Source organism: Spirosoma utsteinense (assembly GCF_014282275.1).
Lineage (GTDB): Bacteria > Bacteroidota > Bacteroidia > Cytophagales > Spirosomataceae > Spirosoma > Spirosoma utsteinense.
Genome location: NZ_VFIA01000023.1, coordinates 1 through 19805 on the forward strand (window position 1 = coordinate 1; position 19805 = coordinate 19805).

The following is a 19805-nucleotide window of genomic DNA, read 5'->3' on the forward strand; positions in this document are numbered from 1 at the left end:
TGATGAGTGATGAGTGATGAGTGATGAGTGATGAGTGATGAGTGATGAGTGATGAGTGATGAGTGATGAGTGATGAGTGATGAGTGATGAGTGATGAGTGATGAGTGATGAATGATGAATGATGAGTGATAAAGAGCTACATTCACTCACTCGTTCATCACTCACTCGTTCATCACTCATCGTTCATCATTCATTCCGGTCCCAGGAAGTTTGTTTCTATCTGGTCGACCACCGTATTGTTTGAGATAATGTCGATGGTTAGTTTGGTGTTGCTTTGCCGGATAGCGGTTTGGGGCAGCGAGATGAAGAACATCGTTTTCGTTAGTTCGCCGGGTTGGACCTGCGTCAGTTTCTGCACGAACGCCAGTGTCGCATCGGGGCGGCTGAGTCGGAACTGCACCGGCAGGGCGCGGTAGGTTTTGTTGATCACCTCTACTGTATACAGGTTGGCTATCCGGCCGTTCGGCTCGCGCTGGAACAGTTGTCCCGGTGCCCGTAATATCGTTACGTCGAGCGAGGGGCGGCTGATGAGCAGGAATCCCAGCACCGCCATCAAGGCCACCAGCACACCCGTATAGGCAACTATCCGTCCTGTAAACCGAAAGGGCTGCCGGGTTTCGATCCCTTGTAGCGAATCCATCCGGATCAGACCCTTCGGCCGGTCTATTTTTACCATCACCTCGTCGCAGGCATCCATGCAGGCGGTGCAGTTGATGCACTCCATCTGGGTGCCATTACGGATATCGATACCGGTTGGGCAGACATGGACGCAGAGCTTGCAGTCGACGCAGTCACCTTTTACGGGGGCGGCCACTTCGCTTTTTTTAATCTTTCCGCGCGGTTCACCCCGGATGTAATCATAGGCAACGACGAGTGAGTTTTTGTCGAGCATCACGCTCTGCAGGCGACCATAGGGGCAAATCGTCGTGCAGACTATTTCACGCAGGTACGCAAACACCGCGTAGAAGACACCGGTAAACACCAGCATGGTAAACAAACCGGTAACGTGTTGGGTGGGGCTATCGGTAATGAGCGTCAGCCATTGGTCGCGGCCAATGATATAGGCCAGGAAGGTGTTGCTGATCACAAATGAGATCAGTAGAAAAACGCCGTGTTTGCTGGTCTTCTTAACGATCTTCTCTACTGTCCAGGGAGCCGCATCGAGCCGTTTGCGGGCGTTGAAGTCGCCCTCGATCCAGCCTTCGATCGTCCGGAAAACCATTTCCATAAAGATCGTTTGTGGACAGGCCCATCCGCAGAAGACCCGTCCGTATACGACTGTAAAGAGGGCAATGAACATGATGAAGGTGATCAGCCCAATGGCAACCAGGTAAAAATCCTGTGGCCAGAAGGTGACACCGAAAAAGATGAACCGGCGCTCAAGCACATTGAACAGAAACAGCGGGTGACCGTCTACCCAAACGAATGGACCGGCAAACAACGCTACCAGCAACACCACCGCTACCACCCTCCGCCACTGCGTGAATTTCCCCGATGTAGCCCGGGGATACAGCCACTGACGTCCGCCGTTTTCTTTCTGGTTCGGTACGTGTGACCTGAAATAATCGTCGACAGGGGTGTTTATGGGGGTGTTCATGGCATCGTGAATCGTTAATTAACCGCTACTTTCTCTCCCTGGGGCTCTTTGGCTCCGGCTGGTTTTGTGCCTTGCAGCGACAGAATGAAGCTGGCAACCTGCTGCACCTGCAACGGGTTGAGTTGTTTTTTCCACGACATCATCCCTTTGGCAGGAACGCCTTCATTGATGGTGTGGAAAATAGATTTTACGTTGCCGCCATGCAGCCAGAACTCATCGGTCAGGTTGGGGCCAACGCCCCCCTGTCCCTGCTGGCCGTGGCAGGCCAGGCAGTTTTGCATGAACAGGGCCTTCCCCGCATCCAGCGACTTTTCATCCTTCGTAAACGCGACGGTATTTTCGTTGATAGAGCCGGCCACTTTTTTGATGAATGCTTCACGCTGTTGCTCGCCGATAGCGACTTCCTGTGTGTATTCGGCCAGTTGCAGACTGCCGACGTCAAATACGTGGAACAGCAGCAGGTAAACAAAGGCGAAGCCGATGGTACTGTAAAACAGACCCATAAACCAGGGCGGGGTTGGATTGTCCAGTTCAAGGATGCCATCGTAGGCATGCTCCATGACCAGGTCTTTTTCCTGGCTGAGGGTGTGCAGACCCGCAAAACGCTGCCAGCTGGAACGGGTATCGGCTGGTTTGGCCAGGGGCAGGGGGGCCGGTTCCAGGGCTTTACGGACAATCAGCAGCAGGTAAACCGCAACAACGCCCACCAGCGCCATCCCCACCAGCACGATGAGGGCCAGCATGACCAGCACCAGCTCCTGCGCGGAGGTAATGTTCCACATGGATTTGGACGGTTCGCCCAGTTGTAAACTAAGAAGCAGATTCATGAGGGGTGGGATCAGTTAATCGGTGGATGAATCATCGAACGGCAGGCGGCTCATCTGCTGGAGGTAATTCTTGTCGGCTAGCCACAAGTACAGCCCTACCAGCACGAAAAAGACGAAGAAGGTCATGAACGACCCGACCATGTACAGGTCTGCGCCGGGAATTTTGGATATAAATTGTTTGAACATGATTGTCGATTGGTAGAGACGCAACCGCCCGGCGGCCCGGCCTTTGCGTCTGTGTGATGATTCTGTTGGTTTGACCCTCTGTTGGGTAGCGATCAGACGCGAGGGGTCACGTCTCTATGGGGGCTACCTCATAGACGCGAAGGGTCGCGTCTCTACGGGGTGGCGGTGGCGGTTTCCATTTTCTTGATGTCCGTACCTAACCGTTGCAGGTAGGCGATGAGGGCTACGATTTCGCGGTCGGATTTTACGTTGATGCCGTCTTTGGCTAATTTATCGCTTATCGCACCAGCCTGTTTCTGAAGGTCCTCATTGGCGTAGGTTATCGCTACGTCGTCATACGGAACGCCTACCTGCTGGAGGGCTTTCAGTTTGCCGCCTGTGTGGGAAACATCGAGTTTCTGCTCCAGCAGCCAGGGGTAGGGCGGCATGATGGAACCGGGCGACATGGACGTCGGGTCGTTCATGTGATGATAGTGCCAGGAGTCGGGGTATTTGTTGCCTTCCCGGTGAAGGTCGGGGCCGGTACGTTTGCTGCCCCACAGGAATGGGTGGTCATAGACGAACTCGCCCGCTTTGGAGTACTCGCCGTAACGCTCGGTTTCGGAGCGGAACGGGCGGACCATCTGGGTGTGGCAGTTGACGCAGCCTTCGCGGATGTACAGGTCGCGGCCTTCTACTTCCAGCGCGGTATAGGGTTGCACCGCCGAGATCGTTGGTACGTTGCTCTCCACCATGAACGTGGGTATCAGCTCGATGAGCGTGCCAATCAGAATAACGACCAGTGAGCCAACCAGCAGCGGAATAGGCTTACGTTCCAGCCAGCGGTGCCAGTACGTATCGTTGCCAACGGGAACATACGCTTTCTCCAGGGCGGGGGCTTCGGCGGGCTCGTTGGCCGTCAGCGTACCGGCAGCCATGGTCTTGAAGAGATTATACGCCATCAGGATAGCCCCGATCAGGTAAAGCGTTCCGCCAATGGCCCGCATCCGGTGCATGGGCAGTAACTGTAGTGTCGTCTCCAGGAAGTTACTGTACCGGAGGGTGCCTTCAACCGTAAATTCTTTCCACATCATCCCCTGCGTAAAGCCCGAGATATACATCGGAACGGCGTAGAAGAGGATGCCCAGCGTACCGAGCCAGAAGTGGATATTGATGAGTTTTTTGGAGTGCAGTGGCGTGTGGTACATGCGTGGGATAAGCCAGTACAGCATGGCAAACGTCAGAAAGCCATTCCAGCCCAGCGCGCCAACGTGAACGTGAGCCACGATCCAGTCGGTAAAGTGGGCAATGGCGTTGATGTTCTTGAGCGACAGCATCGGCCCTTCGAAGGTGGCCATACCGTAGGCCGTCAGGCCAACGACCATAAACTTCAGGATGGCATCTTCGCGCACTTTGTCCCAGGCCCCGCGCAGGGTCAGCAGACCGTTGATCATCCCGCCCCACGATGGAGCAATGAGCATAATGGAGAAAACAACGCCCAGCGACTGCGCCCAGTCGGGCAGTGAGCTATAGAGCAAATGGTGAGGACCAGCCCAGATATACAGGAAAATCAGCGCCCAGAAGTGCAGAATCGACAGTTTGTAGGAGTAAACGGGCCGGTTCGCCATTTTAGGCAGGAAGTAATACATCATGCCCAGGTAGGGCGTGGTCAGGAAGAAAGCCACCGCATTGTGGCCATACCACCATTGAACCAGCGCATCCTGAACCCCGGCATAGAGCGAGTAGCTCTTGAACAGCGTAACAGGAATTGCCAGCGAATTGATGATGTGCAGGACGGCAATGGTCACGAACGTGGCGATATAGAACCAGATGGCGACGTACAGATGCCGTTCGCGCCGTTTGAAGATCGTACCGAACATGTTGATACCGAACACCACCCAGATCAGCGTAATGGCAATGTCGATGGGCCATTCAAGTTCGGCGTATTCCTTGGAGGTCGTCAGGCCCAGCGGCAATGTGGCCACCGCCGACACGATGATCAACTGCCAGCCCCAGAAGTGGATCTTGCTCAGCAGGTCGGAGAACATCCGCGCTTTACAGAGCCGCTGGAGCGAGTAGTAAACGCCCATAAAAATGGCGTTGCCTACAAAGGCAAAAATAACCGCGTTGGTATGCAGCGGCCGTATGCGTCCGAAAGTGGTGTACTGGTTGCTCAGGTTGGCGGCTGGCGCAAACAGCTGGCTGGCAGCAATAACACCTACGAGCATACCGATGATACCCCAGATAATGGTTGCTACGGCAAAGTTGCGAACAATGGTGTTGTCGTACGCAAATCGTTCGGCAACGAGTCGCTGACCCGGCGGGGGCTGTCCAATAGCCGCCCGGTCCGGCGAAATGATCACGATTGGTGGGTTGGTAGTGACGTTCATAGGGCAGTAGAAGAATTTTTCTGGATGGTCCGGTGGCTTGAATCGATGGTCATTGGTTTTTCGGATAAAAGAGCGGGTTCGTCGGGGGGCGTATCGTCGAGCAGCATTCTGAGTGAGGGCGTATACAAATCGTCCTGCTGACCGGTGCGCATCGACCAGATGAATGCGCTCAGAAATCCCAGCGCCATCAGCAAGCTTATTCCGATCATAAAGAAGATTGTGGACATACCCGGTAGCGTTTGATGCCCCAAAATTGAGGTTCATTCCCTACGCTACCGATGAGATTCGTCAGGTGTCAGGCTGATTAAGTTCAGCTGAACAGGGTGCCTGATATGAATCAGTCGACGGGCTGACCAGCATCAGGTAAGCCGGGGGGCGGCTCCGCTACTTTTACGGTCATATTATTCGCCCAAACGCTTTTCTGTTATGCAATCCATTATTGATACCCCTCCATCGACCAATACGGTACCAACGCTACTGACCTGCCGGGCGCAGAATCAGGCCTGGACGGCTACGCTCAATACCAATGAAGCTGAAATCGATGGGCTGCTGAGTCTGCTGGCCGATCTGCTGGAGCAGCAGAACAGCCAGCTGCAGCACCGGGCCATCGATTACTACGGTAGTCTGCACCAGCTGAAAGAACGGATCGAAGAGGTCCGGTCTGTACATTTGTGCGCCAGCAATGCCTGTAGCGGTGTTGTTGCGCCGGTTCCCTGTAACGACAACCAGTTTGCGAAGTACCAGGCGATGCCGGTAATTTTTACGCAGCTACGCGATGAGATCGGCCGCATGCGCGATACCTGCTATCAGTATCTGACCGGCCTGGTCAAACTAAACCTGATTTAATAACGACATTCCGGTATTCCTGTACCAGATGTAGTGAGACGCTTGGTGACCGTTGGGAATAGTATGAATGATAAAATATATAGATACTAGTAGCTGTCGTAGTACCTGTTGTGGCGAGTTGCCATTTGCTACTGTTTTATCCACACCCAGTTGAACGAAAGCCCCTGTCTTAGACCATAACGGTCATAAACAGGGGCCTTTTCTTTCGGGTTCAGGAAAGTCGATGATAACTGGCATCACCGCCATGGCTCAGGTCGCCGATATCGTCCGGCGCATGGGCTGCAGCTGCCAATAGGTTAGCGAACGCCAAAGCCACTCGAACGGCCCGAACAGGAAATACTGCAACCAGATGGGTGATAAAATCAACTGAAAAACCCACACGCCGGCCACCACATAATACAACTCATAGTAGGACAGCTTTCCATAATAGCCCAGGCCATAGCCGTGAAAAATCAGGGTACAGATGATCGACTGCATCAGGTAGTTGGTGAAAGCCATTTGCCCCACCGCCGTCAGAGCCCGCATGAGCCAGGGCACCAGTTGAGAGCGATAGACTAACAACACCAGACTCGCATGACCAAGCGCCAGCAAGACCCGCCGGATGTCATACACCTGAAAGGGTATTGTCCGGTAATTGTCAACAATCTGGCCGGGGTGCTGTGACCAGTCTACCTGTGACGCTACATAAAACCAACTGATTGGCAACCCAATTCCGTACCCTATGAGCAGCGTGACGACATAGGTGGAGGTTGGTAGTTTGTTGGAGAAAAAGCCCCAGCCCAGCAGGGCCATACCCAGGAACATCATGAGCAGCATATCCCAGCTGCCGTAATACGTGTAGTAAATTTCAGACGCGCTGTTCTCCGGCAGTAGATGCATAAAGACCGTACCGTATCCACCGCGCATATTGGTTAGTTCTTTGGTGTCTTTTTTAGGATCGGGTTTGAAATTCTTCTCAAATCTCTCCCACGCGGTTTTGGCTTCTTTCTGCTTGTCGGTTAGCTTTTTATGCGCTTTTTCCTGACTCTTAGCCTCCAGATAACCCGCCCTGTTTTCGCGTAACTCACCATACCAGATTTCCGAACGAATGGAATTGAAACCCATGCATAAAACGGCCAGCCCAATGAGCCAAACGCCTTTTATCCGGCGAAAGGGGTACAGCAGCATACCACATAGACCATAAAAGAACAGGATATCGCCACGCCAGAGTAACACATAGGCATTGATAACCCCGAATAAGACCAGCCATAACAGTCGGCGGTAATAGTACTCGGCGACGGTGGGGCCATTGGCCTGTTCGCGTTTATTCTGGGTAAACAGGACCATACCCGCGCCAAACAGCATCGAAAACAACCCGCGCATCGTTCCTTCGAAGGCTACCCCCACTACCGCGAAGGTATAAAAGTCGGCTCCGGTTGGATTATTCAGTAGCGTATTGAAACCCGATGCCAGGAAGCCGAATCCCGGAATATTCATCATCAGAATACCCAGCAGAGCCACGCCCCGGATCAGGTCGATGGTTTGAATACGATCGGCTTTGGCCACTGGACGGGGAGCCGCCTGCGCCTGAACGCCCTCCTGATAATCGGCCGGTAGCGTGGCGGTCAGACCCGATACAGAGGTGTCAGAAGTTATAGGGAAAACTGGATTTGCTTCCATTGAACGAGTCGGTAAAAGGGGTGGATCAGGAAAAAACGGGCGTAACCTGCGGACTCGTTTCCGTGCGCAGCATGGGTTGTCGCCTGCCGTAGGTCAGCGAACGCCACAGCCATTCGAGTGGGCCAAGCCGGAACGTCTTAAGCCACATAAGGCTGAATACCAGCTGGATGAGCCAGATCTCTGCTACAACGATGTAGAGTTGGTACAGCTTCATATCGCCGTAATAACCCAAGCCATAACCGTAGAAAAACAGCGTACATAGCATACTCTGCATGAGGTAGTTGGTGAAGGCCATCTGCCCCACGGCACTCAGCGCTTTCCATAACCAGGCCCCCCTTCCAGACCGATAGGCTAACAACACCAGACTGGCCCAGCCAATGGCCACAAAAGCTCGTTCGAAGGGCATCAACACCTCCGCGACCGGGAGGCTGTTGGTGCTGACATAACGCGTAAAATTGACAATCGCCAGCTCATGGTTGGATAATGAAAACCAGGCCATTGCCTGACCAATCAGGATCCCGCCAATGGCCAGAAACGTATAGTGACGGGTGGTAAGCCGATTTGAAAAAAATCCCCATTTGAACAAAGCCATGCCCAGCAACATCATCGAGACAATGTCCCATAGGCCAAATTGATAGAAAAAAGAAGCTTCCATCCGCTTGGTTTTGGGCAGTTGATGGCTCCATACGGTAGCGTAGTCGGAGCGCATCGCTACGACATCGGCCTTGTCGGCCTTACTGTCGTATTGTCGCCCTTTTACCATTCCTTCCCAGGCCGACTTGTCGTCTTTCTGCTCGTCGGTCAGCTTCACCTTTTTGTTCTTTTTCTCCAGGGCCGTCACCTGTTGAAACTTCTCGTATTTCTGTTTCTGTTCGGCAAACTGCCAATAGAGCTTTCCACTATAAATCAACCCGACCGCTACGGCACAAACGAGCAATGTGCGGGGGGATAGCCGCATGAATGGAAAAAGAAAAATACCCACAATCCCGTAGTGAAACAGAATATCATAATGCCACAGCAAGCCCCAGGCGTTGATGAGCCCGAAAACGATGAGCCATAGCTGACGCCGGATGAATAGCTCAGGCACTTCCATCCCCGAACTGCTTCGGCTCTTGTTCAGAAAGAGGAGGATGCCTGCGCCAAACAGCATCGAAAACAGGGCGCGCATCTTGTTTTCGAACAACACATGAACCAGCGTCACCAGCCAATAATTGCCACCATGTGGATTCCGAACCAGTTGTTGCACACTGGCTTCAGTAAGCCCAAAAGCCTGAATACTCATTAACAAAATGCCGAGCAGGGCAACTCCCCGCAGCACATCGAGCGTTTCTATGCGTTCGGTCTGATTAACAGGATGAACTGCCGCAACATACTCATCAGATGCAGGAGAGAGCATAGCTTCCATGGAGGGAGAATGATTTAAAGAGGAGATGGCAGTAAGTTGATTGTCAGGTCAATATGATAAATCAATCCGTGCTTCGCACCAATGCCTTAGGGAACGGTAGGAGTGGGTCAAAAACCCGGATCATTTCGTCATTTGCGTCAGTTGACTGCACCAACGGTGCCCTTCCAGGCAACCGCCTGGCCTCGAACGTACCATAGGCTGAACTTAAGCCGCGCCTACCTTATCCATGACGCACATTAACATAAGAAGTCAGGTAAGGAAGAACCCCTGACTCACTCCTGCTACACCTGGTTTACGTTGCGCATTAGCCCCATTAGCGAACTGTACGCAACCTAACCCTACACTACTTAGTCTGGAATGAATGTGAACTCGGGAAAGCCGTAGAGTTCATATTTTACGTTCGTAACATTGTCGGGAAATGAAGGCGTAGCTGCGTTTCGGTAGCAGGAATTGTAAACCAGAATACTCCCTTTCGTGAATGGCATGAAATCGGCTGAACCTGTCTTGTAAGCGAAACCGTATTTCTTGTTAGTCCCCCCCGACTGGCTGTTGATGCTGATAATGTACTTTTTGTTAGCTGTCAACGCCAGTGACTCAATAGCATCCAGGGTTAGTTTGTCGGGTGCCGTTTGCTCTACGGTTTTCTGCCGAAGGACCTGCTTGCTGTCAAAATCCCAGACAATGATCCGGTAGCTGCCCGGTTCCGGCATCTTGCTGCCAACCTGCGTGAGCTTCCCCGCCACCGACGAGCTGAATACGACTCCCAGCTCCCAGGGGCCTGATGTACGTACACCGGATGAAATGGTACTTTCAGCGCTTATAAAGCTCGTCAGCGCGTTTTCGGTAGGCTTTACGGTCTCTTTCTCGGTAGATGTGCAACCGGTCAGGCTGGCCGCTCCGAGTAGCAGGCCAAAAAATAATACTGTTCTCATGGTTTAGATACATTAATTGTCTAAACCGTTAGTCGCGGGGAAACGACTCAGGGAAACAGGTGCAGGGATGGTTTGAGTAAACGGTATCAGGCTATGCGTTACAAGACCAAGACGCGGGGCGGCCCAGCCGCATGCCAACGGTAGCGATCAGCACCATCGTGGCGGAGCTGAGGGGCATCAGTATGGCCGCTACAACCGGTGAGAGATGGCCTGTAGCCGCAAATGACAGCCCAATAAAATTGTAAAGCAGCGATACGCCGAAGCTGAACCGGATAAGGCGCATGGCAAACCGGCTGTAGCGCAGATACGCCGGTAGCGCCGGTAAGGAATGAGCCTCCAGAATGGCATCGCTGGCGGGGGTGAACCGGAGTGTATCATCCGTAATGGCAAGGCCCACATCGGCCTGCTTCAGCGCTCCGGCATCGTTGAGACCGTCGCCAATCATCAGCACGCGGTGGCCGTTGGCCTGCAACTGGCTGATGAACCGGAGTTTGTCCTCCGGGCTACATCCGAACCGCATGGCATCTTCCGTAAACCAGGGACTGAGGTCGGTATGGGCAGCACTCGTATCGCCCGACAGTAGGTATAGTTTCGGCCGGCCGGAGTCAATTCCCGGAGTGCCCGATCCCTGCCTGGTAAACGCTGTCAGCATGTCGGCCAGTCCGTCGCGCAGTTGCCCGGCAAACCGGAAATGGCCCCGGTAGCTGCCGTCGATGCTGACATGAATTGACGTGCCAACAGACTCAACGGGGCCACGCACAAAGGCGGCACTGCCCACGGTAACGAGCCGGTCATCGACCAGCCCGGCCAGGCCCTGGCCGGGAACTTCGGTAAAGTCGTTGATAAACAGGACTGGGGAGTCGGCCAGATGCTGGCTCAACTGGCGGCTCAGCGGGTGTGCCGACTGGCTGACCAGTGTCCGGATGAGTGTCCGCTCGGCGTTCGTCAGCGCCGGGCTAAAGGCTTCGGTTACGGCCTCCGACGCCGGTGTGGTGAGGGTGCCGGTTTTATCGAAAACAAGGGTGTCGCACTGGGTGAGCTGCTCGATCACATCGGCGTTTTTGAGGTAAAAGCCGTGCTTGCTCAACAGCCGCAGGCCATGACCGAGCGCCACCGGATACGATAGCGACAGCACACAAGGGCAGGCAATGATCAGGATCGCTGTGAACGCATTGACCGCTGTGGCAGGCTGGCCGACCCAGAAATACCAGTAAGCACCGATCAGCGTAGCCAGTGTCAGCACGGTAATCGTAAAATACTTTCCTACCGCATCTGCAAACGTCTGGGCTCGGCTCGGCTGGTCTTTCCGGAAGGCGTCGTTGTTCCAAAGCTGGGTCAGGTAGCTCTGCGACACGTCGCGCACAATTTCTAGGTCGATGACCCCGCCCATCTGCCGGCCACCCGCATACAGGAGCGTACCTGGTTCTTTAGCCTCCGGTTCCGATTCGCCGGTAACGAACGAGTAGTCGATCAAACCGGAACCCCGGTAGAGCAGGCCATCGGCCGGAATCAGGTCGCCATGTCGTATCCGTATCCGGTCGCCTTTGTGCAGGTCGGCCACGGGGGTTGCCAGTTCCTGCTCCTGCGCCGTTAGCCGCTGTACGGCCAGCGGGAAATACGATTTGTAGTCGCGCTCGAACGACAGAAAATCATAGGTACGCTGCTGAAACCATTTGCCACACAGCAAAAAGAAAATAAGGCCGCTTACGGAGTCGTAATAACCCGCCCCGTCCAGCGCCAGCACCTCGTAGGTGCCCCGGCTGTAGGCGGTCAATATGCCCAGCAGGATGGGGAAATCGATATTGATAATGCCTCGCCGTAGGCTTTTCCAGACCGATACGAAATAGCCCGATCCTGAATAAAAAACGACAGGGGTTGCCAGCAGCAGGTTGAGAATACCGAACAGGTGCTTGAACGACGGGTCATCGAGGCCGAGGTATTCGGGGAAGCTGAAGAGCATGATGTTGCCCGCGCAGAAGCCCGCCACGGCCAGCCGGTAAAGCAGCGGGCGGTAGGTGGGTTTGCTGCCCTGTTTCACCACATCGTTCAGGCTGATGAGCGGCTCGTAGCCCAGCGAGGTGAGCAGTTCGGCCACCTGCCGCAGGGACAGATCGGCGGGGTTATAGACCAGATGTACCTGTTTTTTGAGGAAGTCGACGCGCGTTTGCTGAACTGCGGGCTCAATCCGGTACAGGTGTTCGAGCAGCCACAGGCAGGAAGAGCAGTGAATAGCCGGTATGTAAAAGGTAACGTGGGCTACGTTGTCGTTCTGAAAGTCGATGAGCTGACCGGCAATGTCGGGGAGATCGAGAAACGCCAGCCGGTCGAGGGCGGGCGTTTGTCCGGGCGTAGCCTGGCCCGGTGTCTGGTTGAGGTCGTAATACTGGCAAAGCTGGTGATCGCTCAGTAACTGGTAAACGGTCTGGCAACCTGAACAGCAAAACGGTTTATCGTCGAAAAATAGCGGGGCGGTATCGGCAGGGCAGTCGCTGCCGCAGTGATAGCAGACAGTTTTGGTGGGACTGGTGGTGATCATAAGTACCGTAAATTTCCTCAAAATTGGCCCGGTCCCCGGTGGCATTGGCTGATATAAATCAGGTTGTCGGCTGATTCTGGTGCGGTTTCGGACAATCGGGATAGCCGAATTTTGCTGAACCTGACCGTGCCTGGAAATCGGTCTTGTTTTGTTTATGACCGATTCGCTGATTGCAAAATACAACGTAGCCGGACCGCGCTACACCAGTTACCCACCCGTACCGTTCTGGAACACAACGGCTTTTGGCTTGCAGGCCTGGAAACAACGCCTGACGACGGCCTTCGCCACAACCAACCACCTGACCGGCATCAGCCTGTATGTTCACCTGCCTTTCTGCGAGAGCCTGTGTACCTTTTGCGGTTGTAATAAGCGCATCACCAAAAACCACAGTGTCGAAAAACCGTATATCGACGCGCTGCTCGAAGAGTGGGAAGCCTACTGCGTCTGGTTGCCGGAGCGGCCCCGCATTGCCGAACTGCATTTTGGGGGAGGAACGCCTAGTTTCTTCGCTCCTGATCAGCTCCGGCGGTTGCTCACAGGCCTCTTCCGCTGGGCCGACCCAACTGATAATCCTGACTTCGGCTGGGAGGGCCACCCCAACAATACGACCCGCGAGCACCTGCAAACGCTCTATGCGTTCGGCTTTCGCCGGGTGAGCTTCGGCGTACAGGACTATGATCCGGTAGTACAGCAAGCTATCCACCGGCATCAGCCTTTTGCTCATGTAGCGCAGGTTACCCGCTGGGCGCGCGAAATAGGGTACACCTCTATCAGCCACGACCTAGTCTTTGGCCTGCCCTTCCAGCAGCTTACTTCCATTACTGATACCGTCGCTCAGACGCTGCTCCTGCGTCCCGACCGCATCGCCTTTTATTCCTATGCGCACGTTCCCTGGATAAAAGGAACCGGGCAACGGGGCTTTGCCGATAGCGACCTGCCCACGGCCGATCAGAAACGGGCGCTGTATGAAGCCGGCCGGTCCCTGCTCGAAGCCGGGGGATACACCGAAATCGGGATGGACCATTTTGCCCTGCCGCACGATTCCCTGAATAAAGCCAGAGAGACGGGGCAGCTGCACCGTAATTTCATGGGCTATACCACAACCCAGACTCAGGTACTGATCGGGCTCGGTGTATCGGCCATCAGCGATGTAGGTACGGCGTTCATGCAAAACGAAAAAGACATCAGTACCTACCAGCAGCGGGTCTTCTCGAACCAGTTGCCCATCATGCGGGGCCATCTGCTTTCTGAAGACGACAGCCTGATACGGCGGCTGATACTGGATATCATGTGCCGCTTTCAGACGAGCTGGGCAGTCGAAGACTGGACAGATGCCGAATGGGACAGGCTGACTCAGCAACTCGATGGGTTTGTTGCCGATGGGCTGATCGATTATGACGAAACCGCCCTGTGGGTCCGGCCCGAGGGGCGGCCCTTTGTTCGCAATATCTGTATGGTGTTCGACCGGTATCTGTCTAATCAGCCTTCTGTTTCAGCCAAACCGCTGTTTTCCAGCACAGTTTGAGATTGGGGTAGGGGATTAACTGGGCTTCTAGCCCCGTAGGGGTATTTTGGCAATAGGAATTAATGTCTTAAAAGCAACCTAGTACTCGTAGGGGCGACCGTTTTAATAGGTTATTCTTTGAGGTCGCCCCTACGGGGCTAGCATTAATTAAACCGTGCCCTTTCTATTAACAGGACACCCCTATGGGGTTAAACGGTCAGTACATGACCGGTAAGCTATACGTCGGAGGTTTAGCCCCGTAGGGGTATTTTGGCAATAGGAATTAATGGACCAAAAACAATGTAGCCCCGTTAGGGGCGACCTATTCTTTGAGGCCGCCCCTACGGGGCTAGAGTTGAATAAATAGACCCCTTCCGATTAACAGAACACCCCTATGGGGTTGAATGTCCCGGCTGTTACTGAGTCGCCTTCTATGAAATAACTTATTACCAACCCCTCAGACGATAGCCAGCAGTGGTAAATCTGTCAGGCGGGCCATCCGTTCGGTATTGCCTTCGTCGAAGAGTCGTCTGAGCCAGTTGTGCGGCTGCGGCAGCATCATGATCAGATCGGCTTTGTTGGCATGAGAAAACGTCAGCAACGTTTCATACACTTCTTCACCGGGCCGGATCGTCAGGGTGTGCGGTACGGAGGCCATCAAATGCCGGATGTGTTCGGCCTTCGTGCGTACGGCGGCATCGGTGGGATGGTCGTTGATACACAGCACGTTGACCACGCACCCAAACTGTCGGGCAAACCGAAGCGCGGTATCGAGTGCTACGGCATCGGGCGGGGTGTCGAGGTCTACGCCGAGTACAACATTTTTGATGTCGGCATGAACGGCCGATGGGGGTATAAGCAGGAGCGGCACGTTGGTTTCGGCTACCATGCTGGTTGCCACGCTGCCCATTAGCTGGGTACTCTGCGGAGCCGTTCCAACGGTAGACATGACCAGCAGATCGGCCTTCTCATCCTTCGTTACCTCACGAATAGACGGTATTGGATACCCTTCTCTGGTCAGGCAGCGGATGGGTACCTCTGCGCCGTGCTGCTTGTGGAGTTCGTGAGCCAGTTTCATGAGCGCGTGCTGGCTGTCGTTACGCATTTCCTGTATACTGAGCGGGAAGTTTGTGCCCGTTTCTGACGGATTCGTTGGCCAGAAATGAAACGCATTCATCAGGATCAACGACGCCTTTTGCGCCTGGGCCAGTTGCATGGCCACGTGGGCCGCCCGGTTCGCATTGGGTGAAAAGTCTGTAGCTACAACGATGGTTTTCATGCCGAATAGGGGATATGTCTGAGCGGAAAAGGATCAACAGGATCTTACAGGATATCCATCAGGATAAGCGCCAGATGGAGCAGGGTGCTGAACGCAAAAGCCGGGAGAATGTATTTTACCGACATGGCCGACAGAACCGGAACGAGAACGAGCAAAAAGCTCAGGTTAGCCGTTAGTAACTGCCAGTCGCCCCCGCCATACATGAACATAATGAGCAGGAAAGCGGGCGTGAGGATGCAGCCCTGCACAATGATGGTGGTAGCGGCCCAGCCCACGCGGTTGAAGTCTGCTTCTTCGATGAAGGTATTATAAGTTGCCAACCAGTTGTTCGTGGTTGGGGTAATTGTATAGGCGGGTGTTGATTGACTGAGCGTTGCCATGAGCTTTTCTGTTTGAATGATGCTACAAAACAAGCCTGCGACGCACCGTGTCAACCTGACGATTATCAACCCAAACGATGATTTTTGCACGCGCAAAAAAGGGTCAGGGGTTTAGGATGGTCGATAGTCGCGCTACGACTACCGGCCATTCCAAACCCCTGACCACGCTATTCTAAAGACCCCTATAGTTTACCGGTCTTGATCTCTTCAACAACCGCTGGGTCGAGTAGTGTCGTGATATCGCCGAGATTATTGAAGTCACCTTCGGCCACTTTGCGCAGAATCCGGCGCATGATCTTACCCGACCGCGTTTTAGGCAGGCCGCTGACAAACTGAATCTTGTCGGGCTTGGCAATGGGGCCAATTACCCGGCTGACGGTTGCCAGAATATCGCGCTTGGTCAGGTCGGCATCATGGTCACCTGCCGTCTGGTCGGTGATGACGAAGGCGTAGATACCCTGCCCTTTAATGTCGTGCGGATAGCCCACCACGGCGCTCTCGACCACGCCTGTGTGCATATTGATGGCGTTTTCCACTTCGGCGGTGCCGATGCGGTGGCCCGATACGTTTAGCACGTCATCGACGCGGCCTGTAATGCGGTAATAGCCATCCTCGTCGCGGAGACAACCGTCGCCGGTGAAGTACAGGCCGGGGTAGGTAGCAAAGTAGGTCTGGCGGCAACGTTCGTGGTCGCCGTAGGTCGTGCGGAGGATACCCGGCCAGGGGAACTTGATGCAGAGGTTGCCGCTTACGCCGTTGCCTTCGATCTCCTTGCCGTTCTCGTCTACCAGAATCGGTTGAACACCGGGCAGGGGCAGGCTGGCAAAGGCTGGTTTGAGGGGGGTTACGTTGGCGATAGGCGAAATCATCAGTCCGCCGGTTTCGGTTTGCCACCACGTATCGACAATGGGGCAGCGGTTATGACCAATGTTGTCGTCATACCAGTGCCAGGCTTCTTCGTTGATCGGCTCGCCCACCGAACCCAGCACTTCCAGGCTGCTCAGGTCGTGGCCTTTCACATAGTCCAGCCCGAAGCCCATCAATGACCGGATGGCCGTTGGTGCCGTATATAGTGTACTGACTTTATGCTTGTCGATAATGTCCCAGAACCGGCCCGCATCGGGGTAGGTCGGGACGCCCTCGAACAGCAGCGACGTAGCGCCACAGGCCAGGGGTCCGTAGACGATGTAGCTGTGTCCCGTAATCCAGCCAATGTCGGCGGTACAGAAAAACACCTGTCCCGGCTTGTACTGGAACACGTTCTGGAAGGTGTAAGCTGCGTAGACCATATAGCCCCCGGTGGTATGAACAACGCCTTTAGGCTTGCCCGTCGACCCGGAGGTGTAGAGAATAAACAAGGTGTCTTCGGCGTCCATTTCCTCGGCGGGGCAGTCGGCCGTGACCTGCTTGAGTTCCTGCTCCCACCACACGTCGCGGCCTTTGAGCATGGATACCGGCGTGCGGGTACGGGTCAGTACAATCACCCGTTTCACCGTCGGACACCCGATCAGGGCATCGTCGACAGTGTTTTTCATTGGTATTTCCTTGTTGCCCCGGTAGGCCCCGTCAGAGGTGATGATGAGTTTACAGGCGGCATCGTTGATGCGGTCGGCGATGCTCTGCGCCGAAAAGCCACCGAATACGACCGAGTGGATAGCGCCGATCCGGGCGCAGGCCAGTACGGCAATGGCCAGTTCGGGCACCATCGGCATATAGATACACACCCGGTCGCCTTTAACAACGCCGTTGCGCTTGAGCACATTGGCAAACCGGCACACCTGATCATGGAGCATCCGGTAGGTGAGCGTGACGCCGGCTTCGTGCGGGTCGTTAGGCTCCCAGATAATAGCGGCCTGGTCGCCCCGCTCGGCGAGGTGGCGGTCGAGGCAGTTTTCTGTTATATTGAGCTTACCGCCTACGAACCATTTGATGTCAGGTTCTTCGAAATTCCATTGCAGCGTTTTCTTCCAGGGTTTACGCCACTGAAACTCCTGTGCAATTCCGGCCCAGAAGGATTCCGGATCGTCAACGCTCTGCTGATAGGCGGCCTGGTATTCGTCAAAGGTTTTAATAAACATGGGTATAGGACGTATAAAATAAAGGATTAAAGGTATAAACTTAACCGGAAACGACGTCGCCGTTCATCTGGCTTTTTTGCTAATTTGATATAGATAGCAGGGGGAAGAGGGGGAGGAAAGGGAGGAGGGAGGAAGGAGGAAGGGGAGGAAATGCACGCGACAGCCTTCCTCTCCTTCCTCTCCTCTCCTCCCTCTCCTCCTTCCTCCTTCCTCCTTTCACGTCTGGTCTATACTAAAAGCGATACCGAGTTGACGCAGGGTTAGTGCCAGACTGATTTCGTCAAGAATCAGCGGGTCATCGATGGTGGATGGCATGGTATACGCTTCGCCGTCGGCGATCTGCCGGATGGTTTTGCGCAGAATCTTGCCCGACCGTGTTTTAGGTAACCGTTGCACCACGAGTGCGTTACGGAAGTAGGCCACCGCCCCGATCCGATCGCGCAACAGCATAACCAGCTCTGTTTCAAGGGTAGCCTCATCGGTTTGAATGCCGTCTTTCAGGACCACGAACCCCAGCGGGCGCTGGCCCCGCAGTGGACAGGCGATACCCACCACGGCGCACTCGGCCACGGCCGGATGGCTCCCCAGCATTTCTTCCATCTCGCCCGTCGACAGCCGGTGCCCAGCCACATTGATAACATCGTCGACGCGGCCCATGATGAACACATACCCGTCTGCATCCACAAACCCGCCATCGCCGGAGAGGTAGTAGCCGGGGAAGCGGTTCAGGTAGGAGGTCCGAAACCGCTCGTCGTCATGCCAGAGCGTTGGCAGGCAACCGGGCGGCAAGGGTAATTTGAGGCAAACCAGGCCGGTTTCATTGGGGCTGGCCGGGTGTCCGTCTTCGTCCAGTATCTTCAGGTCATAGCCGCAAACCGGTTTGGTGGCCGAGCCGGGTTTCACCGGCATCGGTTCGATACCCATTGAATTGGCAACCATGGGCCAGCCCGATTCGGTTTGCCACCAGTGGTCGATCACGGGCACATTCACGATGGATTCCAGCCAGTTCAGGGTTGGTGGATCGCAGCGTTCACCCGCCACGAAGACGGCCTGTAATGATGATAGATCGTAAGCCTGGCGAAGGTGCGCGTCGGGGTCTTCTTTTTTTATGGCCCGGAACGCCGTTGGGGCCGTAAACAGAACATTGACCTTGTGGTCCTGTACGACGCGCCAGAACGTACCGGCATCGGGTGTGCGAACAGGCTTTCCTTCCAGAATAACCGACGTGCAGCCATGCAACAGGGGTCCATAGACCGAATAGCTGTGTCCTACCGCCCAGCCGAAATCGGAAGCCGTAAACATGACCTGCCCCGGTTGCAGGTTGTAAACAGCGCTCATACTGAATTTAAGGGCCACCGCATGACCGCCGTTGTCGCGCACGATGCCTTTGGGTTTACCGGTGGTGCCGGATGTATAAAGAATATACAGCGGGTCGGTGGCGGCTACGGCGACGCAATTGGCGGGTTGAGCCGCGTCGACAAGCGCCTGCCAGTCGTGGTCGCGGCCGGGTTGCAGTTCGGCGGTGCACTGCGGGCGTTGCAGGATCAGGCAGTGATCGGGCTGGTGCACAGCGCGCTGCAGCGCGTCGTTGAGTAACGGTTTATAAGGAATTGTCGTGGTGAATTCAATGCCGCAGGAAGCCGACAGTACCACCCTGGGACAGGCATCGTCGATGCGGAGGGCCAGTTCGTGGGGCGCAAAACCACCGAACACCACCGAGTGAACAGCCCCCAGCCGGGCGCAGGCCAACATGGCAAAGGCCGTTTCGGGAATCATCGGCATATAAATCACAACGGTGTCGCCTTTGGTTACCCCCAACGCCTGTAAAGCACCGGCCAGCCGGGCTACCTCATCCTGTAGTTGTCCATACGTAAACTGTCTGACCGTGTTGGTAACGGGGGAGTCATAAACCAGCGCCAGCTGGTTGGCCCGGCCCTGGTCAACGTGGTAGTCGACGGCTGCGTAGCAGGTGTTGAGCTGCCCGTCGGCAAACCAGCGGGCCTGCCCCCGGTTGACGGCTTCGGTCCAGGCCGGGTCCTGATGAGCCTGGGTATAGTCAAGTTGGGCTGTCGACAGAATACGCTCCGGTTGCGTGAACCAGGGAATCTGGCGGGCCTGCTCTGCCCAGAACTCAACAGGGTTTGTCAGGCTGTAGTGGTAGGTATCGGCGTAAGGCATAGGCAGGCGGCAGGCGGTTAGTCCTGTAT

15 protein-coding genes are annotated in these 19805 nt (G+C 54.9%); 2 read left to right on the forward strand and 13 right to left on the reverse strand.

All coding sequences use genetic code 11. The features are described from left to right. Positions 1–190: 190 nt before the first annotated feature. The 5 genes from ccoG to ccoS form a co-directional block, all read right to left on the reverse strand. Positions 191–1597, reverse strand: a complete 1407-nt coding sequence (ccoG, locus tag FH603_RS17610) for a cytochrome c oxidase accessory protein CcoG (protein WP_186738905.1) — start codon at positions 1595–1597, stop codon at positions 191–193. A 14-nt stretch (positions 1598–1611) separates the two neighbouring features. After that, positions 1612–2424, reverse strand: a complete 813-nt coding sequence (locus FH603_RS17615; RefSeq protein ID WP_186738906.1) for a cbb3-type cytochrome c oxidase N-terminal domain-containing protein — start codon at positions 2422–2424, stop codon at positions 1612–1614. A 15-nt stretch (positions 2425–2439) separates the two neighbouring features. Further along, positions 2440–2610 (reverse strand): hypothetical protein, encoded by a 171-nt coding sequence (locus tag FH603_RS17620; RefSeq protein ID WP_186738907.1) that lies wholly within the window; start codon positions 2608–2610, stop codon positions 2440–2442. Positions 2611–2762: 152 nt separating this feature from the next. Then, positions 2763–4979, reverse strand: coding sequence for a cytochrome-c oxidase, cbb3-type subunit I (gene ccoN, locus FH603_RS17625; RefSeq protein WP_186738908.1), 2217 nt, complete (start codon positions 4977–4979; stop codon positions 2763–2765). Next, positions 4976–5206, reverse strand: coding sequence for a cbb3-type cytochrome oxidase assembly protein CcoS (ccoS, locus tag FH603_RS17630; RefSeq protein WP_186738909.1), 231 nt, complete (start codon positions 5204–5206; stop codon positions 4976–4978). Before ccoS ends, ccoN begins: the two co-directional genes overlap by 4 nt. 199 nt (positions 5207–5405) lie before the next feature. Between ccoS and FH603_RS17635 the strand changes: the two genes are divergently transcribed. After that, positions 5406–5825, forward strand: a complete 420-nt coding sequence (locus tag FH603_RS17635) for a hypothetical protein (protein WP_186738910.1) — start codon at positions 5406–5408, stop codon at positions 5823–5825. 249 nt (positions 5826–6074) lie between these two features. On the opposite strand, the gene FH603_RS17640 is transcribed toward FH603_RS17635, so the two are convergent. The 4 genes from FH603_RS17640 to FH603_RS17655 form a co-directional block, all read right to left on the reverse strand. Next, entirely contained in the window at positions 6075–7484 is a 1410-nt protein-coding gene (locus FH603_RS17640) for a DUF418 domain-containing protein (RefSeq protein WP_208493154.1), read from the reverse strand. 25 nt (positions 7485–7509) lie between these two features. After that, on the reverse strand, positions 7510–8889 hold the full coding sequence (locus tag FH603_RS17645) for a DUF418 domain-containing protein (RefSeq protein WP_186738911.1): 1380 nt from the start codon (positions 8887–8889) through the stop codon (positions 7510–7512). A gap of 347 nt (positions 8890–9236) precedes the next feature. After that, positions 9237–9821 (reverse strand): DUF4082 domain-containing protein, encoded by a 585-nt coding sequence (locus FH603_RS17650; RefSeq protein WP_186738912.1) that lies wholly within the window; start codon positions 9819–9821, stop codon positions 9237–9239. Between the two features lie 91 nt (positions 9822–9912). Then, positions 9913–12357: a heavy metal translocating P-type ATPase gene (locus FH603_RS17655; protein ID WP_186738913.1), complete on the reverse strand. Its 2445-nt coding sequence runs from the start codon at positions 12355–12357 to the stop codon at positions 9913–9915. 154 nt (positions 12358–12511) lie between these two features. On the opposite strand from FH603_RS17655, the gene hemN reads away from it, so the two are divergent. Next, positions 12512–13882 (forward strand): oxygen-independent coproporphyrinogen III oxidase, encoded by a 1371-nt coding sequence (gene hemN / locus FH603_RS17660; RefSeq protein WP_186738914.1) that lies wholly within the window; start codon positions 12512–12514, stop codon positions 13880–13882. Positions 13883–14318: 436 nt separating this feature from the next. Here the strand turns inward: hemN and FH603_RS17665 are convergent, their stop codons facing one another. From FH603_RS17665 to FH603_RS17680, 4 genes are all read right to left on the reverse strand, one after another. After that, positions 14319–15140 carry a universal stress protein gene (locus FH603_RS17665; RefSeq protein ID WP_186738915.1) on the reverse strand — a complete coding sequence of 274 codons (822 nt, stop codon included), beginning with the start codon at positions 15138–15140 and terminating at the stop codon, positions 14319–14321. 44 nt (positions 15141–15184) lie between these two features. Beyond that, positions 15185–15520 (reverse strand): hypothetical protein, encoded by a 336-nt coding sequence (locus FH603_RS17670; protein WP_186738916.1) that lies wholly within the window; start codon positions 15518–15520, stop codon positions 15185–15187. Positions 15521–15702: 182 nt separating this feature from the next. Further along, complete coding sequence (acs, locus tag FH603_RS17675) at positions 15703–17598, reverse strand: acetate--CoA ligase (protein ID WP_186738917.1); 1896 nt, start codon at positions 17596–17598, stop codon at positions 15703–15705. A 216-nt stretch (positions 17599–17814) separates the two neighbouring features. Next, a complete protein-coding gene (locus FH603_RS17680; protein WP_186738918.1) occupies positions 17815–19776 on the reverse strand; it encodes a propionyl-CoA synthetase in 1962 nt (653 codons plus the stop codon). Between the last annotated feature and the right edge of the window lie 29 nt (positions 19777–19805).

Excerpts from the sequence above, each read along its gene's own strand:
- ccoG (WP_186738905.1), bottom strand. The coding sequence starts at position 1,597 with ATGAACACCCCCATAAACACCCCTGTCGACGATTATTTCAGGTCACAC.
- FH603_RS17615 (WP_186738906.1), bottom strand. The coding sequence starts at position 2,424 with ATGAATCTGCTTCTTAGTTTACAACTGGGCGAACCGTCCAAATCCATG.
- FH603_RS17620 (WP_186738907.1), bottom strand. The coding sequence starts at position 2,610 with ATGTTCAAACAATTTATATCCAAAATTCCCGGCGCAGACCTGTACATG.
- ccoN (WP_186738908.1), bottom strand. The coding sequence starts at position 4,979 with ATGAACGTCACTACCAACCCACCAATCGTGATCATTTCGCCGGACCGG.
- ccoS (WP_186738909.1), bottom strand. The coding sequence starts at position 5,206 with ATGTCCACAATCTTCTTTATGATCGGAATAAGCTTGCTGATGGCGCTG.
- FH603_RS17635 (WP_186738910.1), top strand. The coding sequence starts at position 5,406 with ATGCAATCCATTATTGATACCCCTCCATCGACCAATACGGTACCAACG.
- FH603_RS17640 (WP_208493154.1), bottom strand. The coding sequence starts at position 7,484 with ATGGAAGCAAATCCAGTTTTCCCTATAACTTCTGACACCTCTGTATCG.
- FH603_RS17645 (WP_186738911.1), bottom strand. The coding sequence starts at position 8,889 with ATGGAAGCTATGCTCTCTCCTGCATCTGATGAGTATGTTGCGGCAGTT.
- FH603_RS17650 (WP_186738912.1), bottom strand. The coding sequence starts at position 9,821 with ATGAGAACAGTATTATTTTTTGGCCTGCTACTCGGAGCGGCCAGCCTG.
- FH603_RS17655 (WP_186738913.1), bottom strand. The coding sequence starts at position 12,357 with ATGATCACCACCAGTCCCACCAAAACTGTCTGCTATCACTGCGGCAGC.
- hemN (WP_186738914.1), top strand. The coding sequence starts at position 12,512 with ATGACCGATTCGCTGATTGCAAAATACAACGTAGCCGGACCGCGCTAC.
- FH603_RS17665 (WP_186738915.1), bottom strand. The coding sequence starts at position 15,140 with ATGAAAACCATCGTTGTAGCTACAGACTTTTCACCCAATGCGAACCGG.
- FH603_RS17670 (WP_186738916.1), bottom strand. The coding sequence starts at position 15,520 with ATGGCAACGCTCAGTCAATCAACACCCGCCTATACAATTACCCCAACC.
- acs (WP_186738917.1), bottom strand. The coding sequence starts at position 17,598 with ATGTTTATTAAAACCTTTGACGAATACCAGGCCGCCTATCAGCAGAGC.
- FH603_RS17680 (WP_186738918.1), bottom strand. The coding sequence starts at position 19,776 with ATGCCTTACGCCGATACCTACCACTACAGCCTGACAAACCCTGTTGAG.